Here is a 5,404-nt window from a genome sequence, read left to right as displayed (position 1 = left end):
GGGGATTTTGGGGAATTTTGCAAAGGTCTCAATCCACTATAAAAATGTGCTAAAAAATTTTCAATTGACTGAAACCTTTCTGATATTGAGAAAAAAGTAGAAGAAATCAGGGAGGTTCTTCATTTTGAAAATGGTATTGAGCATAAAATTTTAATAACTCATGTTATTGAAAAGATCTCAGATAAACTTAGCCTGACGACCAATGTTGCGTCGCAATATTTATCAGGAAATTTAGCGTGGACTTTATCCGCGCAAAAGCCCCAGTTTACTACTCCGCTCAAAATTCGATTAATGACTAAAAGAGCCATACAAAAAAGAAAGGTCGTCTGAAAACCTGTTTCCAAGTTTTCAGATGACCTCTTGGTCTTCATACGCTTACACGAATCAATCAGAAAAACAGCTCGCGCCAGCTGATACGTTGCAGACCGCAGATACGGCCTTTCACTTCCAGCGATTTGCCTTTATTCAACAGCAAACTGCGATGGTCCCCCTCTTTACCTGAGAAACATTTGTTGTTAGGCGTACCAGAACCATAACCCAGCTCTTTATCCGTACCGGTTCCACCGCTGTCGCCATCGGCGGTAACAGGATCGTCCGTACGCTTGTTCGGATCGATAAAGGTAAAGCTAACAATACCTTCTTGAGTCAAACCATTGGCGTATTGCGTACCGAAACCATCCAATGGGCGCGTCAACTCTGTGGGAGCAAAACGTGCGCTACGGCTATTGAGTGCGCCACCGTTATCGGCATTGATACCGAGGAAAGTTGTACTGGTTACAGTTGACTTATTGTTGCTGACGGGCAAACACAAGTCTTTTTCTGCTTCCTCTTTGCCGATGGTCTTACCGCCATCGGAAGTGTACTTGCGTATTGTAACGATAGCAGTACGCAGAATCATGGTCGGCTTAATGCTGACACGCTCGCCGGGACGCAGATTGATGAACCAGCCCTTATGCGCCTCTTCAATTTTTTCGTTGCTCAGATACAAGGCTTTACCAGTTTGCAGCTGGTTGTTTTCATCGTTATATGACTGCTCTACCTCAGTAATAGTTTGTTCGCGCAGATTTTGCTCAGCAATATCTTTATTCGCCTTGTCTTCGAACAAATCTTTCGGTGCTTTATCCAATTTTTGGACAATACCGTAAATCGATTGTGTCTCAGTATTGCTCAAATCACTTTGGTAGATTTCACTACCCGTACCGAAAATCACGACGTATTCCTTAGCTCCTTTTCGTGATACGGCAGGAGCCGAGGTAATCGGCTTGTTTGACGAACCGGAGAAGATTTTGACCACAGTCCATTTATCCGGTGTTTCACCACGGAGGTCGAAGCGGTACATATTACCCCCTCTGTCGCCTGCAAAGGCAAAATCGACAACTCCGTCAAAATCGGTATCAAGCAGTGTCGGTGTGGACAGACCGCCTACACCGCCCGGCACGATAATTTTCGCCAATTCCTTACCTGCTTTACCTTCTTCACCCGCAGGCTGACCGCGCTTCTCACCTATACCAACTTCTTTACCGAGCATTTCGTAAACATATAACGCAGTTTCATTGGCTTCTGCATCTTTTGCTTCAGCTGCGTAGCCACTGGCGAGGAATCCCGCATAGCGGATGTTTTCCTCCAGTTTGGCACTACCATCGGTTTCACGTTTGATGGAAACACGACCGATTTGCGGTGTACCGATGGTATAACCTAATTTGTTAGCCTCTCCTTTTGGAGTTTCAAACAAAGGAACTGTTTTATTCCATTCGGTAGTGTCAACATCCAAACCTGTTTTTGCGGTTTTGTTAGTACTGCCAAGATTGAGCGCATATGCGCCTCGTCCGCCTTGTCCCATCGCACCAAACATAAATACGCGCTGCGATAAGGAGCTGTCTTGTTCGGCAACAGGAGTCTGACGCAGGGTAAAACCACCGTTTACGCCATATTTATGGTTTTCGATGGATTTTCCGTAATCTGCATGAGCAATATCTTTCAGCGACTTGGCAAGTGTAATAGGCTGATTCGCAGCATCCTTTTCCTGCTCCATGCCGGCAGGCAGATAGCTGACTTTCAAATCATAAGGATGGTCTCCTGCCGTGCTTTGAAAAATATGCACCATACCGTCGTTGGCCGCAGCAACTAAATATTCGCGGCGACCATGCTCCTGATTACCGACCGAAGCGACGGAACCGTCCAAAATATCGCCCAAATCACGCTCTCCGGATTTACGGTCACGGTAGGGGCTGTATGCACTGTCATTACTACCGACCCTAGCTGTCCAATTAAGCAGTTTTTTCCATTCGTCACCGCTACTGCCTTCAATGCCAAAATAGGCATTGTTGATATACTCAGGAGGATTATTGATAATGGTATCAACAGGGTAGGTATCAAAACCTGTGTTAATCAGCGTTTTACGGTGTCCGAAAGAAGGTTGGGTATAGGCACTGCTCCTTCTGCCTTTTGCATCCAGCTTATTGAATAGAATCTGACTGCTCCAAGACCCGGTATTTAGTTTGATGGTTGCCGCCAAATCAGGAATACCACTGCTGGAAGTTGCAGGAGCAGTACCGCCCTCTCCTTCAAAAGGAATACTTGCATTATCATTACTAATCTGACTGATAATTTTCTCAAAGGCTTGATATAAATCCTTAGGCTGAGCAGCATCGAAATACCAGTCATCATGACTGGCTCCCCTTATCAGGTATTCTTTACCGGCCGTAGAAATACCGTTACCGAAGCCGACAGTAAAGGTTTGTACTGTTTGTTTGCTGTAATCGACGCCCTTAGGGTCAATATTTGGATCGCCATCCCAGCTCACCCCGGCAGCATCAACACGGTCTGCAGCGGCAGTTTTAATGTCGTTGACAGCAAGTTTACGGCTGAAGAACGCCATTCCACCCTCGACTCCACCGTATCTGTTGGCAGTATCCCAAAAACTCGAATAGTGTACATTTTCCCTTTTATCCCTACATGTATTGCCCAATTCTTCAGGACTTAAATATTTCATCGGAGACTCGCCAAAATATTTGTAGGCAGTGATAAACGGTTCCGTTTGATAAAGCTTCTCCTCGTAGTTCAAGTATGCTTTCGGATTGTTTGAATTTCTCCGCCCATTATTTCCATCATAGTTAAAGCGATAATGAAAACTTGTACTATCATGATTGCAAGAGAAGTTGGCATCACCGTCAGACATCATCACAACATAGGATTTCTGACAGCGGTATTTGATATTAGGCATGACAGCAGATGCGACCACCTCGTAATACCTGCGGGTAGCAGGCGTATAACCCGAAGCGCCCATGTTGTCTACCAAAGTTATCATTTGCTCCCATGAGGTATTAAACGTTTCTTCGCTATTCGTATAATTCTTTTTGGTATGTTTTGTTGAATCAGGATCGCTGAAATTATTCTCTGTATTTACCAAAGCTTGCAAACCCCAGTTGAATTTACCCTGATGCTTGTCAAGAACCTGCTTCAATGCTTTTTTCGTTACATCCATCCGTGATTCTTGCCCAGGAGGGTTTTTCCCCCCAGTAATCGCATTACGACCCATACTCCCAGAGTTATCAATGAAAAACATAATGTTATGTTTAATTTTTGGCTGCTCGATAATCTGAGATTCGTTTTGCAGGTAAAGCGGGGTTTTAGCAAATTGGGCTTGCGCTTGCGATGCTGCACCCATCAGGGCGAGCGCGGAGGCGATGCTGTAAATCATCGGACGGACGGTACCGGGGAAACGTGAAAGGTTGTTTTTCATAATGCGTTCTTTTTTCGTAAAATCGTCGATTGACGGATGATGACGTTGTTTTTATTTTCTCGGAATGTGATTCTAACATTTACAATGTCATTTATGTGCAGTTCCGAATATTTTTTTGCCTGATACAGGGGACAAAATGGTGAAAATGAAACAGACCGCATGATTGTTAAGGTAGAAACTATCTTAGGATACAACTTGAACGATGCGGCTTTTTGACGTAGAATGCATTGCTTCTACGGCATAGGCAGCTATGCCTGAAAAAGCACGTTACGCAGCAAAATCAAGGCTGCGGAGCGTGTTTTTTTTTAGCCGAGATTTCCGAAGGCTGTCTTTTTTGTAAACAATTTTTATTTTTCAGACGGCCCGACCCATTTTTTTCGAACCGACCATCATCAGGCAAACAGGATTCCATCATGACCACTCCGGCTCTTCTCGTTCTCGCTGACGGCAGCGTATTTCACGGCACATCAATCGGTTACGAAGGTTCGACTTCCGGCGAAGTCGTGTTCAACACTTCCATGACCGGCTATCAGGAAATCCTGACCGACCCTTCCTACTGCAAACAAATCGTTACCCTTACCTATCCACACATCGGCAACACCGGTACCAACGCCGAAGATGAAGAAAGCCGCTGCGTTTACGTCGCCGGTTTGATTATCCGCGACCTGCCGCTGCTGCACAGCAACTTCCGCGCATCCGAAAGCCTGCACGACTATTTGGTACGCAACAAAACCGTCGCCATCGCCGATATCGATACCCGCCGCCTGACTACCCTGTTGCGTGAAAAAGGCTCGCAAGGCGGTGCGATCATGACCGGTGCGGATGCCACCGTTGAAAAAGCACAAGAACTGATTGCCGCATTCGGCAGCATGGTCGGCAAAGATTTGGCAAAAGAAGTTTCCTGCACAGAAGCCTACGAATGGACCGAAGGCGAATGGGCGCTGGGCAAAGGTTTCGTTACTCCTACCGAACAGCCTTACCATGTCGTCGCCTACGATTTCGGTGTCAAAACCAACATCCTGCGCATGCTCGCCTCACGCGGCTGCCGCCTGACCGTCGTTCCCGCACAAACCAGCGCGGAAGACGTCTTGGCACTCAATCCTGACGGCGTATTCCTATCCAACGGCCCCGGCGACCCCGAGCCTTGCGGCTACGCCATCAAAGCCGTACAAAAACTGATGGAAAGCGGCAAACCGATTTTCGGCATTTGCTTAGGACACCAACTGATCAGCCTCGCCATCGGCGCCAAAACCCTGAAAATGCGCTTCAGCCATCACGGTGCCAACCACCCTGTACAAGATTTAGACAGCGGCAAAGTCGTCATCACCAGCCAAAACCACGGTTTCGCCGTCGATGCCGACACTCTGCCCACCAACGCACGCATTACCCACAAATCCTTGTTCGACAACACCTTGCAAGGCATCGAACTGACAGACAAACCTGTATTCTGCTTCCAAGGCCACCCCGAAGCCAGCCCGGGCCCGCAAGACGTCGGCTATCTATTCGACAAATTCATTGACAATATCAAAGCAGCAAAACAATAAAGCTGATTTTTTCAGACGGCCACACTCAACTCGACAACAGGCCGTCTGAAAACCAAACTTCAAAAATATAAATTCAGCCCCCTCTCAACATCTGTACAGCCTGAAAACCCAATCGTCT

Annotated in this window: 2 protein-coding genes; one reads left to right on the top strand and one right to left on the bottom strand. The window is 46.7% G+C overall.

The window, feature by feature from the left end; translation table 11 throughout:
• Positions 1–388: 388 nt before the first annotated feature.
• Positions 389–3,742, bottom strand: a complete 3,354-nt coding sequence (pilC, locus tag HMPREF2954_RS05330; protein ID WP_231574587.1) for a PilC family type IV pilus tip adhesin — start codon at positions 3,740–3,742, stop codon at positions 389–391.
• A gap of 413 nt (positions 3,743–4,155) precedes the next feature.
• On the opposite strand from pilC, the gene carA reads away from it, so the two are divergent.
• Positions 4,156–5,286, top strand: coding sequence for a glutamine-hydrolyzing carbamoyl-phosphate synthase small subunit (gene carA, locus HMPREF2954_RS05325; RefSeq protein WP_070689037.1), 1,131 nt, complete (start codon positions 4,156–4,158; stop codon positions 5,284–5,286).
• Positions 5,287–5,404 lie beyond the last annotated feature (118 nt).

Source organism: Neisseria sp. HMSC067H09, assembly GCF_001814135.1.
In the GTDB taxonomy this organism is placed as follows: domain Bacteria; phylum Pseudomonadota; class Gammaproteobacteria; order Burkholderiales; family Neisseriaceae; genus Neisseria.
This window is presented reverse-complemented; position numbering and strand designations above follow the sequence as displayed.

Excerpts from the sequence above, each read along its gene's own strand:
- carA (WP_070689037.1), top strand. The coding sequence starts at position 4,156 with ATGACCACTCCGGCTCTTCTCGTTCTCGCTGACGGCAGCGTATTTCAC.
- pilC (WP_231574587.1), bottom strand. The coding sequence starts at position 3,742 with ATGAAAAACAACCTTTCACGTTTCCCCGGTACCGTCCGTCCGATGATT.